At 59.5% G+C, this 26,135-nt stretch carries 31 protein-coding genes and 1 tRNA gene; 26 read left to right on the forward strand and 6 right to left on the reverse strand.

Annotation, left to right across the window (positions count from 1 at the left end):
• Positions 1 to 108: 108 nt before the first annotated feature.
• From FX984_RS27070 to FX984_RS27115, 10 genes are read left to right on the forward strand one after another with little or no spacing between them, the layout of a single operon-like run.
• Positions 109 to 1,074, forward strand: a complete 966-nt coding sequence (locus FX984_RS27070) for a YbgA family protein (RefSeq protein ID WP_146478150.1) — start codon at positions 109 to 111, stop codon at positions 1,072 to 1,074.
• A 15-nt stretch (positions 1,075 to 1,089) separates the two neighbouring features.
• Complete coding sequence (locus FX984_RS27075) at positions 1,090 to 2,019, forward strand: MerR family transcriptional regulator (RefSeq protein WP_108573865.1); 930 nt, start codon at positions 1,090 to 1,092, stop codon at positions 2,017 to 2,019.
• Positions 2,020 to 3,462, forward strand: a complete 1,443-nt coding sequence (gene phrB, locus FX984_RS27080; protein WP_146478148.1) for a deoxyribodipyrimidine photo-lyase — start codon at positions 2,020 to 2,022, stop codon at positions 3,460 to 3,462. It abuts the gene before it with no gap.
• Complete coding sequence (locus tag FX984_RS27085) at positions 3,455 to 3,877, forward strand: nuclear transport factor 2 family protein (protein WP_027606873.1); 423 nt, start codon at positions 3,455 to 3,457, stop codon at positions 3,875 to 3,877. The genes phrB and FX984_RS27085 overlap by 8 nt, the downstream gene beginning before the upstream one ends.
• Positions 3,874 to 4,656, forward strand: a complete 783-nt coding sequence (locus FX984_RS27090; protein ID WP_146478147.1) for an SDR family NAD(P)-dependent oxidoreductase — start codon at positions 3,874 to 3,876, stop codon at positions 4,654 to 4,656. Before FX984_RS27085 ends, FX984_RS27090 begins: the two co-directional genes overlap by 4 nt.
• Positions 4,653 to 5,900, forward strand: a complete 1,248-nt coding sequence (locus FX984_RS27095; RefSeq protein ID WP_146478145.1) for an NAD(P)/FAD-dependent oxidoreductase — start codon at positions 4,653 to 4,655, stop codon at positions 5,898 to 5,900. The genes FX984_RS27090 and FX984_RS27095 overlap by 4 nt, the downstream gene beginning before the upstream one ends.
• Positions 5,897 to 6,706 carry a DUF1365 domain-containing protein gene (locus FX984_RS27100; protein ID WP_146478144.1) on the forward strand — a complete coding sequence of 270 codons (810 nt, stop codon included), beginning with the start codon at positions 5,897 to 5,899 and terminating at the stop codon, positions 6,704 to 6,706. Before FX984_RS27095 ends, FX984_RS27100 begins: the two co-directional genes overlap by 4 nt.
• Complete coding sequence (locus FX984_RS27105) at positions 6,693 to 7,964, forward strand: SAM-dependent methyltransferase (RefSeq protein ID WP_146478142.1); 1,272 nt, start codon at positions 6,693 to 6,695, stop codon at positions 7,962 to 7,964. Before FX984_RS27100 ends, FX984_RS27105 begins: the two co-directional genes overlap by 14 nt.
• On the forward strand, positions 7,957 to 8,436 hold the full coding sequence (locus FX984_RS27110; RefSeq protein WP_146478140.1) for a DUF2878 domain-containing protein: 480 nt from the start codon (positions 7,957 to 7,959) through the stop codon (positions 8,434 to 8,436). The genes FX984_RS27105 and FX984_RS27110 overlap by 8 nt, the downstream gene beginning before the upstream one ends.
• Positions 8,437 to 8,490: 54 nt before the next feature.
• Entirely contained in the window at positions 8,491 to 8,796 is a 306-nt protein-coding gene (locus tag FX984_RS27115; protein WP_016977069.1) for a YkgJ family cysteine cluster protein, read from the forward strand.
• Between the two features lie 136 nt (positions 8,797 to 8,932).
• Here the strand turns inward: FX984_RS27115 and FX984_RS27120 are convergent, their stop codons facing one another.
• The 6 genes from FX984_RS27120 to hemA all read right to left on the reverse strand — a co-directional run bounded on the left by FX984_RS27120 (position 8,933) and on the right by hemA (position 14,287).
• Complete coding sequence (locus FX984_RS27120; RefSeq protein ID WP_027606880.1) at positions 8,933 to 9,451, reverse strand: acyloxyacyl hydrolase; 519 nt, start codon at positions 9,449 to 9,451, stop codon at positions 8,933 to 8,935.
• 103 nt (positions 9,452 to 9,554) lie between these two features.
• A complete protein-coding gene (gene murI / locus FX984_RS27125) occupies positions 9,555 to 10,349 on the reverse strand; it encodes a glutamate racemase (RefSeq protein WP_146478138.1) in 795 nt (264 codons plus the stop codon).
• Positions 10,342 to 11,097, reverse strand: coding sequence for a molybdopterin-synthase adenylyltransferase MoeB (locus FX984_RS27130; RefSeq protein ID WP_027606882.1), 756 nt, complete (start codon positions 11,095 to 11,097; stop codon positions 10,342 to 10,344). Before FX984_RS27130 ends, murI begins: the two co-directional genes overlap by 8 nt.
• Positions 11,091 to 11,921, reverse strand: a complete 831-nt coding sequence (prmC, locus tag FX984_RS27135; RefSeq protein ID WP_027606883.1) for a peptide chain release factor N(5)-glutamine methyltransferase — start codon at positions 11,919 to 11,921, stop codon at positions 11,091 to 11,093. The genes FX984_RS27130 and prmC overlap by 7 nt, the downstream gene beginning before the upstream one ends.
• Positions 11,922 to 13,004 carry a peptide chain release factor 1 gene (gene prfA, locus FX984_RS27140; RefSeq protein ID WP_027606884.1) on the reverse strand — a complete coding sequence of 361 codons (1,083 nt, stop codon included), beginning with the start codon at positions 13,002 to 13,004 and terminating at the stop codon, positions 11,922 to 11,924. It lies immediately after the preceding gene.
• Complete coding sequence (gene hemA / locus FX984_RS27145; protein ID WP_027606885.1) at positions 13,001 to 14,287, reverse strand: glutamyl-tRNA reductase; 1,287 nt, start codon at positions 14,285 to 14,287, stop codon at positions 13,001 to 13,003. Before hemA ends, prfA begins: the two co-directional genes overlap by 4 nt.
• 182 nt (positions 14,288 to 14,469) lie before the next feature.
• Here hemA and FX984_RS27150 point away from each other — a divergent pair, with 182 nt between their 5' ends.
• From FX984_RS27150 to FX984_RS27225, 16 genes are all read left to right on the forward strand, one after another.
• The gene (locus FX984_RS27150) at positions 14,470 to 16,194 is read left to right on the forward strand and encodes a tetratricopeptide repeat protein (protein WP_146478136.1); all 1,725 of its coding nucleotides are present in this window, start codon (positions 14,470 to 14,472) and stop codon (positions 16,192 to 16,194) included.
• Positions 16,195 to 16,198: 4 nt separating this feature from the next.
• Positions 16,199 to 16,816 carry a lipoprotein insertase outer membrane protein LolB gene (gene lolB / locus FX984_RS27155; protein ID WP_027606887.1) on the forward strand — a complete coding sequence of 206 codons (618 nt, stop codon included), beginning with the start codon at positions 16,199 to 16,201 and terminating at the stop codon, positions 16,814 to 16,816.
• Positions 16,817 to 16,865: 49 nt separating this feature from the next.
• Positions 16,866 to 17,669, forward strand: coding sequence for a 4-(cytidine 5'-diphospho)-2-C-methyl-D-erythritol kinase (ispE, locus tag FX984_RS27160; protein ID WP_205885421.1), 804 nt, complete (start codon positions 16,866 to 16,868; stop codon positions 17,667 to 17,669).
• Positions 17,670 to 17,706: 37 nt separating this feature from the next.
• A tRNA-Gln gene (locus FX984_RS27165) sits at positions 17,707 to 17,781 on the forward strand.
• A 46-nt stretch (positions 17,782 to 17,827) separates the two neighbouring features.
• Positions 17,828 to 18,769 carry a ribose-phosphate pyrophosphokinase gene (locus FX984_RS27170; protein ID WP_003171603.1) on the forward strand — a complete coding sequence of 314 codons (942 nt, stop codon included), beginning with the start codon at positions 17,828 to 17,830 and terminating at the stop codon, positions 18,767 to 18,769.
• A 138-nt stretch (positions 18,770 to 18,907) separates the two neighbouring features.
• Complete coding sequence (locus FX984_RS27175) at positions 18,908 to 19,507, forward strand: 50S ribosomal protein L25/general stress protein Ctc (protein ID WP_027606889.1); 600 nt, start codon at positions 18,908 to 18,910, stop codon at positions 19,505 to 19,507.
• A gap of 167 nt (positions 19,508 to 19,674) precedes the next feature.
• The gene (gene pth, locus FX984_RS27180) at positions 19,675 to 20,259 is read left to right on the forward strand and encodes an aminoacyl-tRNA hydrolase (protein ID WP_010213318.1); all 585 of its coding nucleotides are present in this window, start codon (positions 19,675 to 19,677) and stop codon (positions 20,257 to 20,259) included.
• Between the two features lie 22 nt (positions 20,260 to 20,281).
• Positions 20,282 to 21,382 (forward strand): redox-regulated ATPase YchF, encoded by a 1,101-nt coding sequence (gene ychF / locus FX984_RS27185; protein ID WP_146478134.1) that lies wholly within the window; start codon positions 20,282 to 20,284, stop codon positions 21,380 to 21,382.
• Positions 21,383 to 21,693: 311 nt separating this feature from the next.
• Complete coding sequence (locus FX984_RS27190) at positions 21,694 to 22,617, forward strand: sigma 54-interacting transcriptional regulator (protein ID WP_146478132.1); 924 nt, start codon at positions 21,694 to 21,696, stop codon at positions 22,615 to 22,617.
• Between the two features lie 219 nt (positions 22,618 to 22,836).
• Positions 22,837 to 23,049 carry a hypothetical protein gene (locus FX984_RS27195; protein WP_133822121.1) on the forward strand — a complete coding sequence of 71 codons (213 nt, stop codon included), beginning with the start codon at positions 22,837 to 22,839 and terminating at the stop codon, positions 23,047 to 23,049.
• 111 nt (positions 23,050 to 23,160) lie between these two features.
• Entirely contained in the window at positions 23,161 to 23,529 is a 369-nt protein-coding gene (locus FX984_RS27200; RefSeq protein WP_027606892.1) for an EscI/YscI/HrpB family type III secretion system inner rod protein, read from the forward strand.
• Between the two features lie 5 nt (positions 23,530 to 23,534).
• Entirely contained in the window at positions 23,535 to 24,335 is an 801-nt protein-coding gene (sctJ, locus tag FX984_RS27205) for a type III secretion system inner membrane ring lipoprotein SctJ (RefSeq protein WP_027606893.1), read from the forward strand.
• Between the two features lie 13 nt (positions 24,336 to 24,348).
• The gene (locus FX984_RS27210; protein ID WP_027606894.1) at positions 24,349 to 24,885 is read left to right on the forward strand and encodes a hypothetical protein; all 537 of its coding nucleotides are present in this window, start codon (positions 24,349 to 24,351) and stop codon (positions 24,883 to 24,885) included.
• 24 nt (positions 24,886 to 24,909) lie between these two features.
• Positions 24,910 to 25,506, forward strand: a complete 597-nt coding sequence (gene sctL, locus FX984_RS27215; RefSeq protein WP_098480399.1) for a type III secretion system stator protein SctL — start codon at positions 24,910 to 24,912, stop codon at positions 25,504 to 25,506.
• A 10-nt stretch (positions 25,507 to 25,516) separates the two neighbouring features.
• Positions 25,517 to 25,735, forward strand: a complete 219-nt coding sequence (locus FX984_RS27220) for a hypothetical protein (protein ID WP_027606896.1) — start codon at positions 25,517 to 25,519, stop codon at positions 25,733 to 25,735.
• 1 nt (position 25,736) lies between these two features.
• Positions 25,737 to 26,129 (forward strand): hypothetical protein, encoded by a 393-nt coding sequence (locus tag FX984_RS27225; protein WP_027606897.1) that lies wholly within the window; start codon positions 25,737 to 25,739, stop codon positions 26,127 to 26,129.
• Positions 26,130 to 26,135 lie beyond the last annotated feature (6 nt).

The following is a 26,135-nucleotide window of genomic DNA, read 5'->3' on the forward strand; positions in this document are numbered from 1 at the left end:
CGCGCAAATACTTGTACAAAATATTTGACTTGTACAGCATCAAACCTATGATGAGATTTAGTTGTACGGATTTCAGATCTTGTACAGGAATCTTGCAGAGGTTTGGCCATGCCCAGCACACCGTCCATCAAGCCGAAGATTGGCATCAGCGCCTGCCTGCTGGGCGAGAACGTGCGTTTCAATGGCGGTCACAAGCAATCCCAGCTATGCAGCGAGGTCCTCGCCGAGTACTTCGACTTTGTGCCGCTGTGCCCGGAAGTGGCGATCGGACTGGGTATCCCCCGTGAAACCATTCGCCTGGTGGGCAATGCCGAACAGCCCCAGGCAGTCGGCACCGTACACCGCGAGCTGAATGTCACCGCGCCGCTGGACGCATACGGCCGCAAAATGGCCGCCGAACACACCGACCTGTGCGGCTACATCTTCATGCAGAAGTCGCCGTCCTGCGGCCTGGAACGCGTCAAGATCTACCGTGAAAACGGAGCGCCGGTGGAGGGCGGCGGGCGTGGCATCTACGCCCAGGCGTTCTGCGCGCGCCACCCGAACCTGCCTGTGGAAGAAGACGGCCGCCTGAATGACCCGGTACTGCGGGAAAACTTCCTGACCCGCGTCTTCGTCTACGCCAGTTGGCAGCAACTGCTGGCCGAGGGCCTGACCCGCCACCGCCTGCTGGCGTTTCACGCGCGCTACAAGTATTTGCTGATGGCCCACAGCCTGATGCACTACAAGAGCCTGGGCCACCGCCTCGGCAGCATGGCCAGGGACGTCAACCTCGACGAGGTGGCCGCCTGCTATTTCAGCGACTTGATGACCGGCCTGAAAAAGTGCGCCACCCGCGGCACCCACACCAACGTGCTGCAACACATCAGCGGCTACCTCAAGCAGGCCATCAGCGCCGATGACAAACAGGAAATGCAGACGGTCATCAGCCAGTATCACCAGGGCATCGTGCCGCTCGTGGTGCCGTTGACCCTGCTCAAGCATCACTTTCGCCAACACCCGGACCGCTACATCGCGCAGCAGGCCTACTTGCAGCCGCACCCGGAAAATCTCAGCCTGCGTAATGCGATCTAAACCATGAAAAGCGTCATGACCGCTATCTTGCAAGACGAACCCGGCGCAGACATCGCCCAAGCCCTCGAAGACGGCTGGCTGCCGATTCGTGAAGTGGCGCGCCAGACCGGCGTCAACGCCGTGACCCTGCGCGCCTGGGAGCGCCGTTATGGCCTGATCGTGCCCCAGCGCACCCCCAAGGGCCATCGGCTGTTCAATGCCGACCATGTCCAACGCATCCACACCATCCTCACCTGGCTCAATCGCGGCGTGCCGGTCAGCCAGGTCAAAGGCCTGATCGATTCCGCCCAGGCCCTTCCCGATGCCGTCGAGAACGAGTGGCACGCCTTGCGCCAGAACCTGGTACAGGCCGTCAGCGAACTGGCCGAACGCCGGGTGGACGATGTGTTTAACCAGGCGATGGCGCTGTACCCGCCGCGCACCCTGTGCGAGCAATTGCTGCTGCCGTTGCTGCAGGAGCTGGAACAGCGCTGGCAAGGCCAGTTTGGCGCACAGATGGAGCGGGTGTTTTTCCTGTCCTGGCTGCGCAGCAAGTTCGGTGCACGCATCTACCACAACAACCGGCAGTTGCACGGCGCGCCGCTGCTGCTGGTCAACCACTCCGACCTGCCCCTGGAGCCGCACCTGTGGCTCAGCGCCTGGCTGGCCAGCAGCGCCGATTGCCCGGTGGAAGTCTTCGACTGGCCGTTGCCCACCGGCGAGCTGGCCCTGGCGGTGGAACACCTGCAACCGCGCGCCGTGCTCCTGTATTCGAGCAAGGCCCTGCAATTGCCGGCACTGAGCAAGCTGCTGGCTGGCGTCAATTGCGCAAAACTGCTCGTCGGACCCACGGTCTGCATCCACCAGACCGAGCTGTCCGTATTAACCCAAGACATTGCGCAATTGTTCGTGGCCGAAGACCCGTTGTCGGCCCATCAGCTCCTGATCCAGCGTGGACTTATCTAAATGCACTTGATCTGGCTGCGCACCGACTTGCGCCTTCACGACAACACCGCCCTGGCCGCGGCCTGCCAGCGAGGCCCGGTGGCGGCCGTGTACCTGGTCACGCCCGAGCAATGGCTGGCCCATGACGATGCCCCCTGCAAAGTGGATTTCTGGCTGCGCAACCTGCAGCACTTGAGCCAGGCCCTGGGCACCCTGAACATTCCCTTGCTGATCCGCCATGCCGCTGACTGGGATCAGGTTCCCGCCGTGTTGAGTCAACTGTGCCGGGAACTGGCCGTGGAGTCGGTGCACGTCAACGAGGAATACGGCATTCATGAAAGCCGTCGCGATGCAGCTGTCGCTGAGACGCTGGAAGCCGGCGGCGTGACGTTCCACAGCTACCTGGACCAACTGCTTTTCCAACCGGGCAGCGTGCTGACCAAGACCGGCACCTACTTCCAGGTGTTCAGCCAGTTCCGCAAGGTCTGCTACGCGCGCCTGCACAGCGCCCTGCCGCGTCGGGTCGCAACGCCCAAGGCCCAAGCCGCGCTCACGCTCAAGAGCGATCCGATTCCCGAACAGGTCGACGGCTTCGAACCGCCCAGCGACACCTTGCGCGCCCTCTGGCCCGCCGGCGAAGACGAAGCCCGCCGCCGCCTCGACGCCTTTGCCGACCAGCAGATCAGCTACTACAAAGACGAACGGGATTTTCCGGCCAAGCCCGGCACCAGCCAGCTCTCCGCCTACCTGGCCGCCGGTGTGGTTTCGCCGCGCCAATGCCTGCACGCCGCCCTGCAAACCAACCAGGGCGAGTTCGAAAGCGGCGACATCGGCGCCATCACCTGGATCAACGAACTGCTATGGCGTGAGTTCTACAAGCACATTCTGGTCGGCTACCCGCGGGTCTCCCGTCACCGCGCTTTCCGTCCCGAGACCGAAGCCCTGGCCTGGCGCGATGCGCCCGAGGACCTCGCCGCCTGGCAACAGGCGCGCACCGGCCTGCCGATCATCGATGCCGCGATGCGCCAGTTGCTGGAAACCGGCTGGATGCATAACCGCCTGCGCATGGTAGTGGCGATGTTCCTGACCAAGAACCTGTTGATCGACTGGCGCGAAGGCGAGCGCTTCTTCATGCGCCACCTGATCGACGGTGACCTCGCCGCCAACAACGGCGGCTGGCAATGGAGTTCATCCACCGGCACCGATTCGGCGCCGTATTTCCGGATTTTCAGCCCGCTGAGCCAGTCGGAAAAATTCGACGGCGACGGCGTGTTTATCAAGCGCTGGCTGCCGGAGCTGGCCACGCTGAACAAGAAGGAAGTGCACAACCCGCAAGCGCTCGGCGGCCTGTTTGGCGTGGCGGATTACCCGCGCTCGATTGTCGACCTGAAAAAATCCCGCGAACGCGCCCTCGCAGCCTTTCGCAACCTGCCTTCACGCCAGGAGGTCGCCGAACATGAGTGACTTCCTGCGCCGCTTCGCCCAGGCCTTTGCCTCGCTGGACAAGCACAATCTGCAGCTGCTCGACAGCCTCTACAGCCAGGACATCGCGTTCACTGACCCACTGCATGAAGTCCATGGACTGACCGCGCTGCACACGTATTTCGCCGAGTTGTACAGCAACGTCAGCCAGCTGCGCTTCGACTTCCATGGTTTCGACCAGGTGGCCGAAGGCGAAGGTTACCTGCGCTGGAACATGAGTTTCTGCCACCCGCGCCTGGGCAAAGGCAAGGTCATCCGCGTGGAGGGCTGCTCGCATTTGATGTGGCGTGACAAGGTGTACCGCCACCGCGATTACTTCGACGCCGGCGCCCTGTTGTACGAACACCTTCCCGTGTTGGGTGGGGTCGTCAGTTGGTTGAAAAGGAGAGTGGGATGAACGCACTGCCGCCCCGTCGTTATTGGCTGACCGGTGCCAGCAGTGGCATCGGTGCTGCGCTGGCCGTGGAGCTGCTCAACAGCGGCGCCCACGTGGCCCTCAGTTCACGCACCAAAGGCCCGCTGGAAGCACTCGCCCAACGGTACCCCGGCCAGGCGCTGGTGGTGGCCGGCGACCTGACCAACAGCCAGACCGTGCGCGAGATCGGTGAACACATCGGCGCGACCTGGGGTTCGGTCGACACCGTCATCCTCAACGCCGGCACCTGTGAATATGTCGACGCCAGGCAATTCGATGCCTCGATTATCGAACACGTGGTGCGCACCAACCTGCTGGCCAGCAGTTACTGCATTGAAGCGGCGCTGCCGTTGTTGCGCGCCGGGCGCACGCCACACCTGGTGGGCGTCGCCAGCGCCGTAACCTACCTGCCGATGCCACGGGCCGAAGCGTATGGCGCGTCCAAGGCCGGGCTGCGCTACCTGTTCGAATCCCTGCGCATCAGCCTGTCGACCGAAAACATTGATGTCACGGTGATCAGCCCGGGCTTCGTCGACACCCCACTCACCGAGCGCAATGACTTCCCGATGCCCCTGAGCTGGCCAGCCGACAAGGCCGCGCGGCATATCTTCGCCAAGCTGGAAAAACGCCCGCTGGAGATCGCCTTCCCCGCACTGTTTATCGCCACGCTGTGGCCGCTGTCGAAACTGCCGAACCGCGCGCAATTGATCATCGGCAAACGCATGTTGCGCAGCCCGCCGCCGAAAAAGGACGACCTGTGAAGATCGCCATTATCGGCAGCGGCATCGCCGGGCTGACCAGCGCCTACCTGCTCAGCCGCCGCCACGACATCACCCTGTTCGAGGCCGGCGACCGTATCGGCGGGCACACCCACACGGTCAACGTCACCGTCGAGGGCAAACCCTATGCCGTGGACACCGGCTTCATCGTGTTCAACGATTGGACCTACCCCAACTTCATCCGCTTGCTGGGGCAGATCGGCGTGACCTTCAAACCCACCGAGATGAGCTTTTCGGTGTGCGATCAGGGCAGCGGCTTCGAGTACAACGGCAACAACCTCAACAGCCTGTTTGCCCAGCGCCGCAATATCCTCTCGCCGGGCTTCTGGGGCATGCTGCGTGACATCCTGCGCTTCAATCGCCAGGCCCCGCTGGACCTGCAAGAGCAGCGCATCAGCACCGAGATGACCTTGGGTGACTACCTCGAAGCCGGGGGCTACGGGCCACGGTTTATCCGGCATTACATCGTGCCGATGGGCGCGGCGATCTGGTCGATGTCCCTGGCGGACATGCTGGATTTCCCGTTGCAGTTCTTTGTGCGTTTCTTCAAGAACCACGGTTTGCTCTCGGTGAACAATCGGCCGCAGTGGTGCGTGATCGAAGGTGGCTCCAACCGTTATATCGAACCGTTGACCCGCAGCTTTCGCGAGCAGATCCGCCTCGACTGCCCGGTGCATCTGGTCGAGCGTGACGCAGAGGGCGTAATCATTTACAGCGCCGCCGGCACCGAAGCCTTCGACAAGGTGGTGTTCGCCTGCCACAGCGACCAGGCACTGGCCCTGCTCGGCGACCCAAGCCAGGCCGAGCGGGAGATCCTCGGTGCCCTGCCCTACGCCGACAATGACGTGGTGCTGCACACCGACACGCGGCTGCTGCCCGAGCGCGAACTGGCCTGGGCCAGCTGGAACTACCGGCTGAGCGGCGACACGCAGACCCAGGCCGCTGTCACCTATGACATGAACATCCTGCAAGGCATCGACAGCGCCACCACCTTTTGCGTCAGCCTCAACCAGACCTCGATGATCAACCCGCTGAAGATCCTCGCGCGCTATACCTACGCCCACCCGCAATACAGCCTGGCCGCCGTGGCCGCACAAGCACGCTGGGAAGAACTGAACGGCACCCGCCATACCTGGTACTGCGGCGCCTATTGGGCCAACGGCTTCCATGAAGACGGCGTCGTCAGCGCCCTGCGCGTAGCCGAAGCCTTCGGGGAAAGCCTGTGAACAGCGCCCTGTACAGCGGCTGGATCGCCCATCGGCGGTTTGCCCCCAAGGCCCATGCCTTTCGCTACCGCATCGGCCTGCTGTACCTGGACCTCAGCGAACAAGACGAAGTGCTCGGGCTGTCGCCCCTGGCCGGTGCAAGTCGCCTGGCGCCCTTCGGCTTTCGCCAGCAGGACTACCTGCGTGAATTCACGCGCCACGGCATGCCCTTGAGCGATGCCGTGCGCCAGGAAGTCGGCAAGGCCCTGGGGCATACACCCCTGGGCGTTATCTGCCTGCTGACCCAGGCCCGCAGTTGGGGCCTGGCTTTTAACCCGGTGAGTTTCTTCTACTGCTTCGAGGCCGATGGGCAACTGGCCGCGATCCTGTGCGAAGTGACCAACACCCCATGGCGCGAGCGCTATCACTACGTGCTGCCGGCCCAGGCCCTCGGCGCGGATGAACACCAGCACTTCGCCGTGGCCAAGGCGTTTCACGTGTCGCCGTTTTTGCCGCGCGACCTGGAATACCGCATGAGCTTCAGCCCGCCCGCCACCAGGCTCGGCGTGCACATGGCCGATTGGCAGGGCGACGTGAAAGTCTTCGACGCCACCTTGAGCCTGCACAAAGAAACGCTGAACCGCGCCAGCCTGCACCGTTACCTGTGGCGCTATCCGTGGATGACCGCCAAGACCTGCCTGGCCATTTATTGGCAGGCCCTGCGCCTGTTGCTCAAGCGCACACCGATTTTTTCCCATCAGGCCGCCGACGGCGCTTCTCGCACAGCAGTCGGGTACACCAAGGATCGCCGCCATGAAATCCCCTAGCTTATCGGTCAAGACCCACCGCCTGAACGTCAACGGCATGACCAGTGCGCTGCTGCGCAAGGGCGTGCTGCGCCAACTCAGCCAACTGCGCCATGGCCAGTTGGTGGTGATCGAGGACGGCGAGCGCCAGGTATTCGGCGCACGGGAAGCGCACCTGCTGGGGGAAATCCAGATTATCGATTCGGCGGTCTGGGGCCTGGTGGCGGCCAACGGCTCCATCGGTGCGGGCGAAGCGTTTATCCACGGCTATTGGACCAGCCCGGACCTGACGGCGGTGGTGCGGGTGATGGTGAGTAACCTGGATGTGCTCGATGCAATGGAGGGTGGCCTGGCCAGATTGGCACGGCCGTTCACCCAAGGCCTGCACTGGCTCAACCGCAACACGCGCAAGGGCTCGCAGAAAAACATCGCCGCCCACTACGACCTCGGCAATGAGCTGTTCGAAGAATTCCTCGACCCGACCATGATGTATTCGGCCGCGCAGTTCCTGACGCCCGACGACAGCCTGGAACAGGCGCAACTGAACAAACTGCAACGCATCTGCCAGAAGCTCGCGCTCAAGCCCACCGATCATCTGCTGGAAATCGGCACCGGCTGGGGCAGCATGGCGCTGTATGCGGCGCAGCAGTACGGCTGCAAAGTCACCACCACGACCTTGTCCAAAGAGCAGTTCGCCTACACCGAAAAACGCATCGCCGCCTTGGGCCTGCAAGACCAGGTCACGTTATTGCTGCAGGACTACCGCGACCTGACCGGCGAGTACGACAAGCTGGTGTCCATCGAAATGATCGAAGCGGTGGGCCATCGGTTCCTGCCGACCTACTTCAAGCAGTGCGCGCACCTGCTCAAGCGCGATGGCCTGATGTTGCTGCAAGCCATCACCATCCGTGAGCAACGCTTTGAGCAGGCGAAGAACAGCGTCGACTTTATCCAGCGCTATATCTTCCCCGGCGGCGCCCTGCCCAGTGTGCAGAACATGCTGCATATCGTCAGCCGCGACACCGACATGAACCTGCTGCACATGGAGGACTTCGGCCTGCACTACGCGCGAACCCTGCGCCTGTGGCACGAGAACTTTCGCCACGCCCACGGCCGCCTGACGGAGTTGGGCTACGACGAATATTTCCTGCGACTGTGGGAGTTTTACCTGTGCTACTGCGAGGGCGGCTTTATGGAGCGCACCATTGGCACGGCGCAATTGCTGTTGGCCAAACCGTCGGCCATCAACCCTCCGTTGCTCGGGCGCTTCAGTGCTTAAACCACTGATCAATGCCGTGCTGTTCCAGTGCGGGTGGTTTGCCTGCGTACTCGGTGGCGATAGCCCTTGGTTGCTGGTGGGGCTGGCGGTGCTGGCAATCCACCTGCTGTGGATAAGTTCGTGGGCCACCGACGGCGCGCTGATTATCCGCGTGACGCTGCTGGGCACGGTACTGGATACGTTGCTGCGCAGCCTGGGGGTGTTTCACTTCAGCGAGCCCGGACCGCTGATTCCCTTTTGGCTGATCCTGCTGTGGGCGGAGCTGGCCACCACCCTGCGCCATTGCCTGGCCTGGAGTGCACGGCCCTGGTGGCGTGCGGCCGCATTGGGGGCGATCGGGGGGCCGTTTTCGTATTACGCCGGGAGCCAGTTGGCGGGCGTGCATTTTGGCTACCCACTGCTATCCACCATGGCGGGGCTGGCGCTGCTTTGGGCGGCGGTGTTCGTCGGACTGCACCGGCTGGCGCGCTGACGTCTGTCAGAGCATTCACACGCATAGCATCCGCTTGCCTTACACTGCGCGCCTATGACCAACATCCCCCACACCCAGATCACCGAACCCGCCGTCACCTGCTCGACCTGCGCGGCCTGCTGCTGCCAGCTGGAAGTGATGCTGATCACCGACACCGGCGTGCCGGAGCGCTATATCGACACTGACGATTGGGGCGGTGAAGTGATGCTGCGCCTGGATGACGGCTGGTGCGCGGCGCTGGATCGGGACACGATGATGTGCACGATTTACGAACGTCGGCCGCTGATCTGCCGGGAGTTCGAGATGGGCGCACCGGAGTGCCTGACCGAACGCGAAGGCATCGCCACGGCCTACCGCTGATCTCAGGCCAGTGAGGACCTTAATGTGGGAGGGGGCTTGCCCCCGATAGCGGAGTGTCAGTCGCGGAATTTGCCAACTGATCCATCGCCATCGGGGGCAAGCCCCCTCCCACACTGTCTTGCAGCGTTCCTGGGAATTACAGCGGCATGGTGTAGTGCAGCGAGTAGCTTTCTACACCATCGTTATTGCTGCTGATCCCGGCATTGGAGTAGTGCGTGGCGCGAATGCCGACTTCATGCCCACCGGTGAAGCGCAGGCCAAAGCCCAGGCGGTCTTCGAACTGGAAAGCCTGGCCGATGTTGTTGTCTTCCAGCTTGGTACGCGAGAACACCGCCACGCCAATCCCGGCTTCGATGTAGGGCTTGACCGACTGCCCGGCAAACTCATACACAAATACCGGCGAGAACGACAGGCTGCTGGCACCTGCACGGTCATCACCCTCCCAATAGGTATAGGCGCCGCTCCAATAGCCGGTCAGGCGACCGACGTCGCTCTGCATCCAGCTTTTATCCCAATCCGAGGTCAGGCCCAGCCGATAGGTCAACGTCGAATCGCTGGTACTGCCCACCCCAAACTCCAGGCCTGCAGCCTGGGCCGAAACAGAGTGTCCCACCACTACGGCCGCAATCGCGGCCAAACAGAACAAGCGCTTCATAAGAAACAGTCCTTTGAAAACAAAGTTTGTATGAATTTTTACAGGCCATCTCGCTATAGAAGCTGACGCACACTCAGAAGTTCAGCGACATTTCACGAAATTTTCACGACCCGAAGCTTCGCACAACTGCAGAATGTTTCCATAGTGTCGGTAGGATATTTCTTAGGTGATACACATCACCACTGGTCCAGAACTGTGCAGGCTCAGGATCGCCGAGGGCCAGCAGTTCGCGTTCACCCAGCAAACGCTTGAGCTGTCGCGCGACAGCAGCGCCGGTGTCGATGAGGATGATGCTGGCGGGCAGCATCTGCGCCAGCAGCGGCTTGAGGAAGGGATAGTGGGTACAGCCGAGGATGATGGTGTCGCAGCCGGCGCTGAGCAGCGGGTCGATATAGCCCTGCAACAACTGACGCAGGGCCGGGCTGTCCAGATCACCGGTTTCAATCAGTTCCACCAGGCCCGGACACGGCTGGGTGATCACCCGCACATCGGTGGCAAACCGATCGAGCAACGCGGCGAACTTGGCGCTTTGCAGGGTGCCGGTGGTGGCGAGCACCCCGACCACGCCACTGCGCGTGGCCGCCGCGGCGGGTTTGACCGCGGGCTCCATGCCCACCAGGGGCCAATCGGGGTAGTCCTGGCGCAAATCCGCGACGGCCGCCACGGTTGCGGTGTTGCAGGCGATCACAAAAGCCTTGGCGCCCTGCTCGCGGAAAAACCCGGCAACCGACCGGGAGCGCTCAAGAATGAACGCCGGGGTTTTCTCGCCGTAGGGTATATGCCCGCAATCGGCCACGTACAACAGAGACTCATGGGGCAGCAATTGCTGAATCTCATCCAGCACCGACAAGCCGCCGACACCGGAATCGAACACACCGATTGGCGCGTCCTTACCCATGTTGTGTCCCGCAGACACTGCAAGCGGGATCACGCTTGACCCGCAGTTCGCGAAAACGCGTGGTCAACGCATCGATCAGCAGCAAGCGGCCCACCAACGGCTCGCCGAAACCCGCCAGCAGTTTCAGGGCCTCCAGGGCTTGCAGGCTACCGACCAGGCCCACCAGTGGGCCGACCACACCCGCTTCGCTGCAGGTCAGTTCAGTGTCGCTGCCATGCCCGTATAAACAGTGATAGCACGGGCTTTCGGCACGACGTGGATCGAACACCGACAGTTGCCCTTCAAGCCGGATCGCCGCGCCGCTGATCAATGGCCTGGCCGCCGCCACACAGGCAGCATTGACGGCCTCGCGGGTGGAGAAGTTGTCGCTGCAATCGAGCACTACGTCCACACCCGCCACCGCCGCCGCCAAGGTATCGGCATCCAGCGCGATGGGATGGGCGACCAAGGTGATTTCGGGGTTGAGGGCACTCAGGCGGCGCATGGCCGAATGGACCTTGGCCTGCCCGACGCTGTCGGTGTCATGGATGATCTGGCGTTGCAGGTTGGTGAGGTCGACGGTGTCGAAATCCGCCAGGTGCAACTCACCGACACCCGCGGCGGCCAGGTACATCGCCACCGGGGCACCCAGGCCACCGAGGCCGACGATCAACGCGCGGCCGTTTTTCAGGCGCAATTGGCCGTCGATGTCGACATGCTGCAACAGAATCTGTCGGCTGTAGCGCAACAGCTCCTGATCGGTCAGCACGGCCGGCGTCCCAGGGAGATACGTTCGTGACCGCCAAGGTCGATGCGGCTGTGCACCTGTTCGAAGCCTTGGCTCAGCAACAGGTCGCGCACCGCGCCAGCCTGGTCGTAACCGTGCTCCAGCAGCAGCCAACCCGCGGCGTTCAGGTGGGCCGGGGCCTGGGCGATGATCAGCCGCAGGTCGTCCAGGCCATCATGGCCCGCCACCAGGGCGCTGGCCGGCTCGAAACGCACATCGCCCGCCACCAGGTGCGGATCGTTGGCGGCGATGTAGGGCGGGTTGCTGATGATCAGGTCGTAGGCGTGGCCTGCCAGGGCGCTGAACCAATGACTGTTGATCACCGTGGCGTTATGGAGGTGCAGGCGCTGGCGATTGCGTTCGGCCAGCGCCACGGCTTCCAGCACGCGATCGACGGCCGTGACGTGCCAGGCCGGACGCTCGCTGGCCAGGGCCAGGGCGATGGCGCCGCTGCCAGTACCGAGATCGAGGACCTTGACCGGTGTGGCCGGTAACAATTCCAGGGCCGCTTCCACCAGCAGCTCGGTGTCCGGACGCGGGATCAGCGTGTGGGGCGCGACCTCCAGGTCCAGCTTCCAGAAACCTTGCTGACCGAGGATATAGGCGACCGGCTCGCCGGCGCGGCGGCGTTGCAGGTAGCCGGCAAACGCCAGGGCGTGTTCGCTGCTGACGATTTTTTCCGGCCAGGTGTGCAGGTAGCTGCGGGACTTGCCCAAGGCCGCCGCCAGCAATAACTCGGCATCCAGGCGCGCCGTGGGCGAGTCGGGCAGGTCGGCGGCGCGCAACAGGCTGGCGATAATGGTCATTTATTCACCTATCGCCGCCAGCTGATCGGCCTGGTATTCGGCGAGCAGTGGCTCGATCACCGCATCCACGCCACCGGCGAGAATCTCGTCCAGGGAATAAAGGGTGAGGTTGACCCGGTGGTCGGTGACCCGGCCCTGGGCAAAGTTGTAGGTACGGATGCGCTCGGAGCGGTCGCCCGAGCCCACCAGCAATTTGCGCTCGCTGGCAATCGCGTTGGCGGCGGCGCTGGTCTGCTGGTCATTGAGCTTGGCCGAGAGCCAGGACATGGCCCGTGCACGGTTCTTATGCTGGGAACGTTCTTCCTGGCACTCCACCACGATGCCCGACGGCAAGTGGGTGATACGAATCGCCGAGTCCGTCTTGTTGACGTGCTGGCCACCGGCGCCCGACGAGCGGTAGGTATCGACCCGAAGGTCGGCCGGGTTGATCTCGATGGCTTCCTGCTCGTCCGGCTCGGGCAACACGGCCACGGTGCAGGCCGAGGTGTGGATGCGACCTTGGGATTCCGTTGCGGGAACGCGCTGCACACGGTGGGCACCGGACTCGAACTTCAGCTTGCCATAGACATTGTCGCCTTCGACCCGCGCGATGACTTCTTTATAGCCGCCGTGCTCACCTTCGTTCTCGGACAGGATCTCGACCCGCCAACCGCGACGCTCGGCATAACGCGAATACATGCGGAACAGGTCGCCGGAGAAAATCGCCGCTTCATCACCGCCGGTGCCGGCACGGATTTCAAGGAACACATTGCGCCCGTCGTTGGGGTCTTTGGGCAGCAGCATGCGCTGCAGGTCACCTTCCAGCTCGGCCAACTTTTCCTTGGCCTCGCGGACTTCTTCCACGGCCATTTCACGCATGTCCGGGTCGCTGTCCTTGAGCAGCGCCTGGGCGCCTTCAAGGTCGGCCTGCACTTTGGTGAGATTCTTGTACGTGGCCACAATGGGCTCAACTTCGGCGTATTCCTTGGAATAGGCGCGGAACTTGGTTTGATCGGAAATGACTTCGCCGTCGCCGAGCAAGGCGGTCAGTTCTTCGAAACGGTCCTGGAGCACGTCCAGTTTATTGAGCAGTGACGCTTTCATTGCGATTTTTTATCCGAAGAGCTGGGCGCGCCCTCACCGAGGGCAAAGAGTTCCTGGGCCATGGCCAGCGCATCGAGGCGGCCTTCGGCAGTCAGTTTTTTTAATTGTACGCTGGGCGCATGCAGCAACTTGTTGGTCAGGCCGCGGGCCAGTTGCATCAGCACCTCCTCGGCGCTGCTGCCGTTGGCGAGCAGGCGCTGGGCCTTGATCAACTCTTCATCACGCAGGCGTTCGCCCTGCTGACGATACGCCTTGAGCACGTCCACCGCCGCCAGCTCACGCAGGCGCACCATGAACTCTTCGGCACCGACGCTGACCATCTCTTCAGCCGCCTGGGCAGCGCCCTGGCGACTCTTGAGGTTTTCGGCGACCACTTCATGGAGATCGTCGACGCTATAGAGGTAAACGTCGTCCAACTCGCCGACTTCGGGCTCGATATCCCGGGGAACGGCAATGTCCACCATGAAGATCGGCTTGTGCTTGCGCAGTTTCAGCGCGCTTTCCACCGCGCCCTTGCCGAGGATCGGTAGCTGGCTGGCGGTGGAGCTGATGACGATATCGCTGCGCACCAGTTCGGCCGGGATGTCCGACAGCAGCACCGCATGGGCGCCGAACTGCTCGGCGAGAATGCTGGCGCGCTCCAGGGTACGGTTGGCGACCACGATGCGCTTTACGCCCAGGTCATGCAGGTGGCGGGCAACCAGGGTGATGGTCTCACCGGCGCCGATCAACAGCGCCTGGCTGCGCTGCAGGTCGCTGAAGATCTGCTTGGCCAGGCTGACGGCGGCAAACGCCACGGACACCGGGTTTTCACCGATGGCGGTGTCGGTGCGCACCTGCTTGGCGGAATTGAAGGTGGCCTGGAACAGACGCCCCAGCAGCGGACCGACGGTACCGGCCTCGCGCGCCACGGCATAGGCGGATTTCATCTGGCCCAGGATCTGCGGCTCGCCCAACACCAGCGAATCGAGACCGGATGCCACGCGCATCATGTGACGAACTGCCGCATCGTCTTCGTGCACATAGGCGCTCGCGCGCAGGTCGTCGAGGCTCAAATGGTGATAATCGGCCAGCCAGCGCAGTACCACATCCGCCGAGAGATGTTCCTGCTCTATATAAAGCTCACTGCGATTGCAGGTCGAAAGGATCGCAGCTTCGCGGCTGTCGGTGAGACGGCAGAGCTGCTGCAAGGCCTCAACCAACTGCTCTGGCGTAAACGCCACGCGCTCGCGCACGTCTACGGAAGCAGTCTTGTGGTTAATACCGAGTGCGAGGAAGGCCATTCAATATCGCTGATGATGTCGGGAAGCCGACAATTGTCCTACTTCGAAAGATTCAGAACAACCACCGTCGTCTATTGTCCTAATGCCTTGTGTCTATAAAGGCATCAACTGAGACTCGGTTATGTTTGGCCGAAGGCTTGTGTCATGATGATCCGACCGCAGGTTAGTCGTCCTCTTCCTATATGAATAGATCTTCCGCGTTGCTCCTTGCTTTTGTCTTCCTCAGCGGCTGCCAGGCCATGGCACCCGTGTCGCCGGACGGTACACCGCCGGTGGAAGACAGCACACCCGCCCCTGAAAAGCCCAAGGTTTATTCCTCGTTCAGTGAAGAAACGGTGTTCAGCCTGCTCAGTGCGGAACTGGCCGGCCAGCGCAATCGCTTCGATATTGCGCTGGATAACTACGTGACCCAGGCCATCAACACCCAGGATCCGGGAATTTCCGAGCGGGCGTTCCGCATTGCCGAGTACCTCGGGGCCGATCAGGCCGCGCTGGATACTTCGTTGATCTGGGCAAAGAACGCGCCGGACGACCTGGAAGCCCAGCGGGCGGCCGCCATTCAGTTGGCGCGGGCCGGGCGCTATGACGACTCCATGGTCTATATGGAGAAAGTCCTGCAAGGCAAGGGCGACACCCATTTCGACTTCCTCGCACTGTCGGCTGCCGACACCGACCAGGACACCCGCAATGGCCTGATGAAGAGTTTCGACCGCCTGCTGCAAAAACACCCGAAGAACAGTCAACTGGTGTTCGGCAAGGCCCTGCTGCTGCAACAGGATGATGAAGCCGAAGCCGCATTGAAGCTGCTGGAACAGAACCCGCCGGAAGACGGCGAGATCGCGCCGATTCTGCTGCGCGCGCGCCTGCTGCAGAACCTCAACCGCGGCAAGGAAGCGATTCCACTGCTGGAAAAAAGCATCAAGAAATACCCGGACGACAAGCGCCTGCGCCTGACTTACGCACGCACGCTGGTGGAGCAGGACCGCATGGAGGACGCCAAAGTGCAGTTCGCCAACCTGCTCCAGCAATACCCGGATGACGATGAACTGCGTTACTCCCTGGCGCTGGTGTGCCTGGAAGCCAAGGCCTGGGACGAGGCCAAGGGTTACCTGGAAGAGCTGATCGAGCGCGAAAGTCATGTCGACTCGGCGCACCTGAACCTGGGCCGCATCGCTGAAGAGCGCAACGACCCACAGGCCGCCCTGCTCGAATACGCACAAGTCGGCCCAGGCAACGACTACCTGCCGGCCCAACTGCGCCAGGCCGACATCCTTATGAACAACGGGCGTACCGATGAGGCAGAAAAACGCCTGGCCGCTGCACGGGATGCCGAACCGGACTACGGGATCCAGCTTTACCTGATCCAGGCCGAGACCTTGTCAGCCAATAATCAGGGCGAGCGCGCCTGGAAGGTGCTGCAACAGGCCTTGCTGCAATTCCCCGACGATTTGAACCTGCTGTACACCCGTGCCATGCAGGCGGAAAAACGCAATGACCTGGCGCAGATGGAAAAAGACCTGCGCCTGATCATCAAGCGCGACCCGGACAACGCCATGGCCTTGAATGCCCTGGGCTACACCTTGTCCGACCGCACCACGCGCTACGACGAAGCCAAGGCGTTGATCGAGCAGGCGCACAAGCTCAACCCGGAAGACCCGGCCGTACTCGACAGCCTGGGCTGGGTGAACTATCGCCTGGGTAACCTCGACGAAGCCGAACGCTTGCTGCGCCAGGCCCTGGAGCGCTTCCCCGACCAGGAAGTCGCTGCACACCTGGGCGAGGTGCTGTGGGCCAATGGCAAGCAGCGCGAAGCCCGCCAGATCTGGGAAAAATTCCTCAAGGAACAACCCGAAAGCCCCATCCTGCGCGGCACCATCAAGCGCCTGACCGGATCCGAGACCCTTTAAGCTTATGTTCTTGCGCCACGTTATCGTTTTCAGCTTCATCGCCCTGCTCGCCGGTTGCGCGGGCTTCGGTGCCCGCGAATCCGTTGAGGGCCAGGGCAACCCGGCGCAATGGAAGCAGCACAAGGATCAGCTCGGCAGCATCGACGGCTGGCAGATCGAAGGCAAAGTCGGGGTTCGCGCACCGAAAGATTCCGGCAGCGGCACCTTGTTCTGGCTGCAACGCCAGGATTACTACGACATTCGCTTGTCCGGCCCCTTGGGGCGTGGCGCCGCGCGCCTGACCGGCCGCCCGGGACAAGTCAGCCTCGAAGTCGCCAACCAGGGTCGCTACGAGGCCACCTCGCCCGAAGCGCTGCTGGAAGAGCAGATTGGCTGGAAACTGCCTGTCTCGCACCTGGTGTGGTGGGTCCGCGGCTTGCCCGCGCCGGACAGCAAGAGCCGCCTGAGCCTCAACGGTGACAGTCGCCTGGCCACCCTGGAACAGGATGGCTGGCAGGTCGAGTACCTCAGCTACGTGGAACAGGGCGGTTATTGGCTGCCAGAGCGCATCAAGCTGCATGGCACCGACCTTGACGTCACGCTGGTGATCAAGGACTGGCAACCGCGCAAGCTGGGGCAATAACGTGGCCGTACAAAAACTGACCCTGCCCTCTCCTGCCAAACTCAATCTGATGCTGCACATTCTCGGTCGCCGTGAAGACGGCTACCACGAGCTGCAGACACTGTTTCAATTTCTCGACTACGGCGATGAGCTCACCTTCGCCCTGCGCGACGATGGCGTGATCCAGCTGCACACTGAATTCGAAGGCGTGCCCCACGACAGCAACCTGATCGTGAGGGCCGCGAAAAAACTCCAGGAGCAGTCCGGCTGTTCCCAGGGCATCGATATATGGATCGATAAGATTCTGCCCATGGGTGGCGGAATCGGTGGTGGCAGCTCGAATGCAGCGACCACACTGTTGGGTCTGAACCATTTGTGGCAACTGGGCTGGGACCATGATCGCCTGGCTGCGCTGGGCCTCACGCTGGGCGCCGACGTCCCGGTTTTCGTGCGTGGACACGCCGCTTTTGCTGAGGGCGTGGGGGAAAAACTCACCCCGGAATACCCCGAAGAGCCGTGGTATGTCGTGCTTGTCCCGCAAGTATCTGTAAGTACAGCAGAAATTTTTTCAGATCCGCTGTTGACACGTAACTCTCCTCCCATTAAAGTGCGCCCCGTTCCCAAGGGAAACAGTCGAAATGACTGCTTACCGGTTGTAGCAAGGCGTTATCCAGAGGTACGTAACGCTTTGAATTTGTTAGGTAAATTTACCGAAGCAAAATTAACCGGAACTGGAAGTTGTGTGTTTGGGGGCTTCCCAAGCAAAGCTGAAGCTGATAAAGTCTCGGCCCTTCTTACAGAGACCCTTACAGGGTTTGTAGCAAAGGGAAGCAACGTTTCGATGTTGCATCGCAAGCTGCAAAGTCTGCTCTAAAAGGAATCGAGTACTGGGTACTCGTTGCAACAGATACAGGGGCGTCGCCAAGCGGTAAGGCAGCAGGTTTTGATCCTGCCATGCGTTGGTTCGAATCCAGCCGCCCCTGCCATTTTCTAATACTCATCCAGGTTACCCTCAGCCTCTAGGTACTGCGCGTGTCCAAGATGATGGTCTTTACGGGGAACGCCAACCCCGATCTGGCTCGACGTGTCGTACGTCAGCTGCATATCCCTCTCGGTGACATCTCTGTCGGTAAATTCTCCGACGGCGAAATTACAGCCGAGATCAATGAAAACGTCCGCGGTAAAGACGTCTTCATTATCCAGCCGACCTGCGCTCCGACCAACGATAACCTGATGGAACTCGTCGTGATGGCTGATGCCTTCCGCCGCTCCTCAGCGACTCGAATCACAGCTGTAATCCCTTACTTTGGTTATGCCCGCCAGGATCGCCGTCCGCGTTCCGCACGTGTGGCTATCAGCGCGAAAGTCGTTGCTGACATGCTGACCGTGGTAGGTATCGACCGTGTGCTCACGGTTGACCTGCACGCTGACCAGATCCAGGGGTTCTTCGATATTCCGGTAGATAACATCTACGGCTCCCCCGTCTTGGTGGATGACATCGAAGACCAGCGCTTTGAAAACCTGATGATCGTGTCCCCGGACATTGGTGGCGTCGTGCGTGCACGGGCTGTTGCCAAATCCCTGGGCGTGGACCTCGGGATCATCGACAAACGCCGTGAGAAAGCCAATCACTCTGAAGTGATGCATATCATCGGTGATGTCGAAGGGCGTACCTGTATTCTGGTTGATGACATGGTCGACACCGCCGGCACCCTGTGCCACGCGGCCAAAGCCTTGAAAGAGCACGGTGCTGCTAAAGTCTTCGCCTACTGCACACACCCTGTGCTGTCGGGCCGAGCGATCGAGAACATCGAGAACTCCGTGCTGGACGAACTGGTGGTGACCAACACCATCCCGTTGTCCGCCGCTGCTCAAGCCTGTGCGCGTATCCGTCAACTGGATATCGCACCGGTAGTTGCCGAAGCGGTTCGCCGCATCAGCAATGAAGAATCGATCAGCGCGATGTTCCGCTAAGGGTCAAACCTTCGGAACACCTCACTGACGAAAAGCGCCCCGCCCCAGCATACTGTTGGGGCGGGGCTTTTTTGCCCATATCGCCTTTAGCGCTGGTCGCAAACGCTGGGGCGAATGTGGTTATTTTGGAGATACAACATGAACGATTTTACTCTGAATGCTGAAGTGCGTTCCGACCTGGGGAAAGGTGCGAGCCGCCGCCTGCGTCGTCTCGCAAGCCTGGTTCCAGCTGTAGTTTACGGTGGCGACAAAGCCCCTGAATCCATCAGCATGCTGGCTAAAGAAGTTGCCAAACTGCTCGAAAACGATGCGGCCTACAGCCACGTTATCGAACTGAACGTTGGCGGCAAAAAGCAAAACGTCATCATCAAAGCCCTGCAACGTCACCCATCCAAGGGTCATGTTCTGCACGCTGACTTCGTACGCGTCGTAGCCGGCCAGAAACTGACCGCTATCGTGCCTGTGCACTTTGTTGGTGAAGAAGCTCCGGTCAAGAAAGGCGGCGAGATCTCTCACGTCCTGAACGAAATCGAAGTGACTTGCCTGCCGAAAGACCTGCCTGAGTTCATCGAAGTCGACCTGTCGGCTCTGGAAATCGGCGCAATCATCCACCTGTCCGACCTCAAGGCTCCTAAAGGCGTTGAGTTTGTCGCACTGGCTCACGGTGATGACAAAGCTGTTGCAAACGTACACGCTCCACGCGTTGCTCCAGAAGCTGAAGAAGGCGCTGCAGAGTAATTCACTCTGTATTGCCGGAGCTTGAGGAAACATCGCGGACCGAAACGTAGCGAGAAAGCGGGCGATAACGCGGCGTTTACTCTTGAGTAAATGATCTCTTGTCGTCCACTTTCGCCGCACGCAGGTGTAGCGATGTTATCCACAACTCCAAAGGAAGGGCCCCTGTCGTGACTGCCATTAAACTGATCGTTGGCCTGGGAAATCCAGGCGCCGAATACGAACAGACCCGGCATAACGCGGGGGCCCTTTTTGTTGAGCGCATCGCCCACGCCCAAGGTGTAAACCTGGTGGCCGATCGCAAATATTTTGGCCTGACCGGACGCTTCTCGCATCAGGGTCAGGATGTTCGTCTGTTGATTCCCACCACCTACATGAACCGCAGCGGCCAGGCTGTAGCGGCGCTTGCGGGCTTCTTCAGGATCAAACCCGAAGAAATCCTGGTGGCCCATGACGAACTGGACCTGCCACCCGGCGTTGCCAAGCTCAAGCTCGGCGGCGGGCACGGCGGGCACAATGGCCTGCGCGACATCATCGCGCAGTTGGGCAATCAGAATAATTTTTACCGCCTGCGGCTCGGCATTGGCCACCCAGGCGTCGCCAGTATGGTTTCAAATTTCGTCCTGGGTCGTGCGCCACGCGCCGAACAGGAAAAACTCGATGCCAGCATCGACTTTGCCCTCGGCGTGCTGCCGGATATCTTCGCCGGTGAATGGAACCGCGCGATGAAAAACCTGCACAGCCAGAAGGCCTGACTTTTTTCCGAGGGGAAACACCATGGGATTCAATTGCGGCATCGTCGGCCTGCCCAACGTCGGCAAATCCACCTTGTTCAACGCTTTGACCAAGTCCGGTATTGCGGCGGAGAACTTCCCCTTCTGCACCATCGAACCCAACAGCGGCATCGTGCCGATGCCCGATCCGCGCCTGGACGCACTGGCGGCCATCGTCAATCCCAAGCGCATCCTGCCGACCACCATGGAGTTCGTCGACATCGCAGGCCTGGTAGCCGGCGCGTCGAAAGGTGAAGGCCTGGGCAACAAGTTCCTGGCCAACATCCGTGAAACCGATGCCATCGCCCACGTGGTCCGCTGCTTTGAAGACGAGAACGTGATTCACGTCTCCAACAGCGTCGACCCGAAACGCGACATCGAGATCATCGACCTGGAACTGATCTTCGCCGACCTCGACAGCTGCGAGAAGCAACTGCAGAAAGTCGCGCGCAACGCCAAAGGCGGCGACAAGGACGCAGTGGTCCAGAAAGGCCTGCTGGAACAGTTGATCGCGCACTTCACCCTGGGCAAGCCGGCACGCAGCCTGATGAAGACCATGGGCCCTGACGAGAAGGCCGTGATCAAGGGTTTCCACCTGCTGACCACCAAGCCTGTGATGTACATCGCCAACGTCGCTGAAGATGGCTTCGAGAACAATCCTTTGCTCGACGTGGTCAAGGCCATCGCCGACGAAGAAGGCGCCATCGTGGTGCCGGTGTGCAACAAGATCGAAGCGGAAATCGCCGAACTGGATGACGGCGAAGAGAAAGACATGTTCCTTGAGGCCCTGGGCCTGGAAGAACCTGGCCTGAACCGCGTGATCCGCGCCGGCTACGAAATGCTCAACCTGCAGACCTACTTCACCGCCGGTGTCGAGGAAGTCCGCGCCTGGACCGTAAAAGTCGGCGCCACTGCGCCACAGGCTGCCGGTGTGATCCACACCGACTTTGAAAAAGGCTTTATCCGTGCGGAAGTGATCGCCTACAACGATTTTATCCAGTTCAAGGGTGAGGCCGGTGCCAAGGAAGCGGGTAAATGGCGTTTGGAAGGTAAGGAATACATTGTTAAAGATGGCGATGTGATGCACTTCCGCTTTAACGTGTAAACGCTACCTGCGAAGTCTACGACAAATAAAAAAGCCGATGCACTGCATCGGCTTTTTTGTAGGTGAAACTTCCTAACATAGGACAAGCATCGTTCACACTTCACTACCAGACTTCCCCTACTTACCCCCTCCGCCTTTAATGCAGCCAGGCAGTTGCACAATTTAAACTCAATAATGCCGGGGTTTTCCTACATTATTCCGGCCCACACTTACGTCAATATCCCCGTATAAGTTCTATACCCTCATTCCTGATTGACGAGCATAGACTGTCCTCTCAACACTGAAGTCGAGCGATAATGGAGAACTCTTCGATGTCGGTCTCCACCCTTGGAGAAAATGAAAAAGATACTTCACTCTTCGAAGACACGGATATTGAAAACACACTGAGCAGCACGGCCCCCCTCAACATAGACATACTGTTGCTGGGAGAAACCGGCACTGGCAAAGATACCCTGGCGCAGCGGGTTCACCGCCTATCGACACGGCGGGGCAATTTTGTCGCGGTCAATTGTGCGGCTATTCCTGATAGCCTCGCCGAAAGCCAATTGTTCGGCGTCAACAGCGGTGCCTATACCGGCGCCATCCAGTCCCGTGCCGGTTTTATCGAGGCAGCCCATCTCGGCACCCTGTACCTCGATGAGATCGATAGCATGCCGTTGAACCTGCAAGCCAAACTGCTGCGCGCGCTGGAGTCGCGGGGGGTAGAGCGCCTGGGCTCAACCCGCTTCATCCCGGTGGACATGCGTGTGATCGCGTCTGCCCAACAATCGCTCCACCAGATGGTCGAACTCGGAACCTTCAGGCGCGATCTGTACTTCCGTCTGAATGTCGTCAACATCCAGCTTCCAGCCTTGCGTGATCGGCGAGAGCACATCATCCCGTTGTTCCTGGAGATGATTCAGCAGGAAGCCCACCGGTTCAAACGCACTGCCCCGCCGCCCACTGACGGGCTGCTGCAACAACTGCTGTGCCACACCTGGCAGGGTAATGTTCGGGAGTTACGTTCTACGGCCAAGAGGTTCGTGCTGGGCCTGCCACCGTTTTCTACCTCGGTGAGCGACCAACAGAAAATCCAGATGGGCCTGAAGGCACGCCTACAACACGTTGAAAAAGCGTTTATTGAGGAGTCGTTGCGCAGGCATCACCACTGTGTAGAAACCGTCGCGGTTGAACTGGGTGTTGCCAAGCGCACGCTGTACTACAGGATGAAACAATTAAATATATCATTAATGTAGAAAAACTGTTTCAGCTAAGTGCCTCGCCTAACTAGACACCAGCGCATCTAAAAAACACATTTAGGAACATCTATACCGAGCAATATTCGGAACCATTTCCTTCTAGCAACCACACATTCATCGTCAGATTCAAGTTGTGGAGAAACATGTCACAGACTCAATACAATTTGCTTTACTGACGGTTAGTACCACTTAAATACCTTAAGATAGGAAGTTATTATGAGCGCAATTTCCGCTTCAAGCCCTGTTTCTTCTGGCTACGCCACAAATAATTACGCTTCACCAACGTCATCGGATTTGTCCGGAGCAATGGGCGGAGGCGACGATGATCTGATAGCCCAAGCAAAAGCTGTCGGCAGGGACGGTGCGATGAAAATGCTTGATATGAAAGCGTTTAACAACGTCACCTCGGCCGCTAAAGCAGTCCAATAATAAAAGCACCTCTCCGAGCTGATGATTGGAGAGGTGCTTGTATTGCTTGAATGATTCAATCGTTAACGTCAGCGACAAAAAAACTATCGCCCCCCACACAGTAGACTTCACATGTGGATAGAAAATATTGAGTCTTCAGTATCTGACGAGACTGTCGAGAGGAACGACAAGACGTCTGAATTTTTGGCGCTGGATACGGATGTCAACTTTTTCAGCTCAATGCTCGAACACTCATTCCCGGCTACCTCCGCCTCAGGAAAAAGAGGCCTGCCGACGGCGCTGATAGAAGCGATTGAGCCGCTCAATATCACAAGAGCGCGTCTTGCGCGAGCACTGAAATCCACAAACAAGCAGATAAATATCCAAGAACTTAAAAAATTTCCGGGAGAGCTTTCCGGTGCGGTTCTCACGTCTCAACTACTGGTAAAAACCCTTGGCAAGACAACTCAAGGCATCGACAAGATTTGCAATATGCAATAGTGAACATGAATAGATTGTTATCCGCCGCGCTGATTTTTTTTATTACGTTGATATTAAGCGGTTGCGGTGACCGCGTTGAACTTCATCGTCAGCTCTCTGAACAAGAGGCCAATGAGGTCATAGCAGAATTGGCAGATAAACATATTCGAGCCTTAAAAATCCCGGCCAAAGATGGTGTCGTCGTGGCGGTTAACGCAATCGATATCGGACGCGCCGTACGTACCTTGGAAGCCGCCGGTCTACCGAGAATGGCCCGGGCAACGTTGGGCGATACCTTTCGCAAGGAAGGCGTTATTTCCACGCCATTGGAGGAGCGCGCACGTTACATCTATGCCTTGTCCCAAGAGCTTGAGGCGACCTTCTCTAACATCGACGGCGTTATCGTTGCGCGGGTACACGTAGTGTTGCCCGAACGCATCGCACCTGGGGAACCTGTCCAACCCGCATCCGCGTCAGTATTCATCAAGCATGATCCGCGCCTGGATCCCGATAACATCCAAGCACGCATTCGCAGAATGGTGGCAAGCAGCATCCCTGGCATGACCACAGCAGTGGAAAATCCGCAAAAACTGACCGTGGTATTTGTACCTGCCACCGCTTACCAGGAACAGCAGCGCCTCGTGTATTTTGGCCCTTTCCTGGTACCCAGCGATGACCTGGGGTTTTGGCGCAACAGCACAGTCTTCACTCTGCTAGCCATGGTTGCCGTCGTGAGCACCGGACTATTCCTACGCAATCGGCGTCAGCGTCTTGTAAAAGGTGCGTCCGTGGCAGGCGAATCGACTGGCCTCTCCCATGACGCCTAGACCCGTCAATCCAATGAGCGAACATCTGGCCTGGGCTCAATGGTGGGCATTCCCATGGAAGTATGCCCACGAGGACTGGAGAGGCGAAAAATACCCAGCGATCAGCACGCTATATCACCTTGGACGGTTGGCGCCGGGCAACCTCACGGGGGTTGCAACCTGCTTGCCTGCTGCCCCTCACCCTACCGTGCTTCGCCTGGCCCTCGCCTCAACTGAGCAACTCGACCTGGCGATGACACTGATTCACGACACCTTTAATCCTGAGGCAGCAGCCCCCTTGAGCAACAGCCATCATCTGTGGTGCATGCGTCTGTCCAAGGCGCTGCCCCCAGCCATGCTGCCTTGCGACGCTGATCCATTGCAATTGCTCCATAGCTGGGTGGAACCGGCGACTTGGCAACGTCTTCGGTTGCGCTTCCCACGTGAGCGTGTAGGTGATGTCGAAAAAAGAAATATCTCATTCGAGAACGCCAGCAGCCGCCTGAACACACTGTGGCAAGCCGTGGTCTGGCGCGTGACGAATTTGGCAAGCGACCCCACGCCCCCCTGAATCGAAGGGGTAAGGAAATCAGCGATGTTATGTCGATACACCATTGAGTTGCTCAAGGACGCTACGCACGTACAGAGCAGCCTGATCCTGCGGGAAGAGCTTGCCAACTGGAAGCAGGCCGACCAACTCTTGAACCGGGCCCATGCACAGGCCGATGAGCTGATAAGCCTGGCAGAGGAAAAATGCGAAGCCTTGCTGGAAAAAGTATCCCTGGAGGTCTGGCAGCGCGCGGATGCCCAATTCAAGCGATGGGAGCACGACCGTCAAGCGATGTACGACAGCCTGGAGCACTACGCAACATCGATCACCAACCAGGCAATTCGCTGCCTGCTTGACGAGACGGTAGCCCAACAAAGGCTTGGAGCCCTTCTCAAGCATTTGATGGCGAACCAGATTCAAGAGGTCAACGCCACACTACTCTGTCACCCCCATGACCTGGAGGAGGTGAAACAGTTTTTTGTTCGTCACACCTCCACACGCTGGAAACTTCAGGCTGATGACACAACCCCCCTGCAGACACTGGTACTGAAAACAGACGAGGGCGATTTTCGCATCAGTTGGAATTCGATGATCGAAGCTTTTTTCAACGGCAGTTACGCAAACGAGTCCTCTCCACAATAAGGAAAACCATATGGACTTTTTCGATAAGTTGTCACGCCAACTTTTGAAGAATAACGCTGTCAGCGATAAACGTCTTAGGGCTTTAGTGGAGATGGAAGAAGAGGATGAAGAGTCTGCCGAACTATTCTACAACCTCGCGCTAAGACGCTCTGCGAGCGATATGGCTTATCACGAGCACAAGCGGGCGACCCATCTTATGTACAAATCGACGTTTGAGAGTTTCACCTGATATGCACGAGTTGATCAATGAATGGTTAAACAGCCATAACGAACAGATCAGTTTGTTCGAAGGCGACGATGAAATCATTCTTAAACGTCAAGGGGAAGTGCTATTACTGGGTGCTCAACTAACTTCAGTTCGTCCCGATAATGCAATCCTGCAGAATTGGATGCGACTGGGCGCCGCCAGCCTGAATCATTTCCAAGGCGCACTGGCCCTCAAAACTGAAAGCGGCGCGCTATGGCTGGTTCAAAGTCTGCGCAGCGGGCAGGAAAAGAGGGCTGTGCTCGGCTGTCTCGAAGCCCTGCTTAACCAACGTGACACATGGCGCTCAACGGTGACACGTCTCGCTCAGCCGGCCCGAAACCTCAAACCCACTTCGCTACGCTCACTATCCTACTGAACAGAG

The organism is Pseudomonas marginalis (assembly GCF_008692035.1).
Lineage (GTDB): Bacteria > Pseudomonadota > Gammaproteobacteria > Pseudomonadales > Pseudomonadaceae > Aquipseudomonas > Aquipseudomonas marginalis.